Source organism: Leptolyngbya sp. AN10, from assembly GCF_050565645.1.
Taxonomy (GTDB): Bacteria; Cyanobacteriota; Cyanobacteriia; order Leptolyngbyales; family Leptolyngbyaceae; genus Leptolyngbya.
The window spans coordinates 1-1,099 of the sequence record NZ_JBNXVP010000107.1; the positions used below are offsets into that span (position 1 = coordinate 1).

At 48.5% G+C, this 1,099-nt stretch carries 1 pseudogene; it reads right to left on the reverse strand.

From position 1 onward, the window contains the following. Positions 1 to 34: 34 nt before the first annotated feature. Positions 35 to 1,080: pseudogene (locus ACQ4M5_RS41745) on the reverse strand (ISAzo13 family transposase). Positions 1,081 to 1,099: the final 19 nt, after the last annotated feature.

Consider the following 1,099-nt stretch of genomic DNA (forward strand, 5'->3'; position numbering starts at 1 on the left):
TTAAGGGATCTGCAACTAAATAGAATCCCCAATTTTACGCAGTCGGAACAATCGTGATATCCCACTTCGGCAACAACTCAGAACGCTGCCAAAACGGGAGGTATGTTTCTAGCTCTGGAGGCAAGACCTTGATGGCTTTTGCATAGGTCTGCTTTAGAAGATGAATGATCGGAGAGACTCCTTTCCAAGTCATGTTCGCTGCCCACTGCAAGGTTGCTTCAATTGAATCAAGAACGGTTCCATTCCAATAGTTTTCCAGGACTGCCCAACAGCGTTCGATGGGATTGTACTTGCTGTGATAGGGCGGGTAGTAGACCAGATGCACTTTGAGATTCGTGGTTTGAGAGAACTGCACCATGCGCTTGATGAATTGAGTTCGGTCACTGCGATTGGCAGACCCACCATCAAGATCAATGACTAGCTCTTCCAAGTGAGCATACTGAGTTTGATGATCCTGCCACCAAGCCGTCAAGCAATCGACAATAAAATCGCTCGTTTCAGCCGATTGTCCAAAGTAGATCGAGAGTTGATCTGTGTTCGTATTGAGAATGCCAAATGGGACTAAAACAGCACTCCATTCACTATCATGGTCATCTGCGCTCAGGGCTTCAAGCCGTCGAGCTTTCCCACCTCGCGACAGATTGCCAATCTTGACTTTGGCTTTGCTATCTATCGACAAGCGCAAGCATCGCGGATCTGCGTCTGCTGCCTGATTCGCTGCAAATACATTCTCGAAGATCGCGTCAGTTTCAGGAATTTTGTTCAAGGGTTTGGTTTTTTGTGTTTTTTTAGCCGATATCCCAACCGATTCAGAATCGCGCCGATGGTTTGACGAGTCGGTAAGGTTGCTGCTTCATAGCCTTTCTCGTTCACTAATGCTTCGCGTACCGCTCGCGCACTGATGCGAGCATAGGCAAACGTGGTTTGAAACTTCGGGTCAGCTTGCGTGTATTGTTCCACGAGCGAACGAATATCCGCTTCGAGTTCGGGCAACTTCTCCTCACTTTTATCTCGTCCACGGGCGCGATAGTTATCCACACAGACTATCCCAGTTCGGCGTTCATCCAGTCCGAGTTGCACACTCCGTCGATTCCATCCC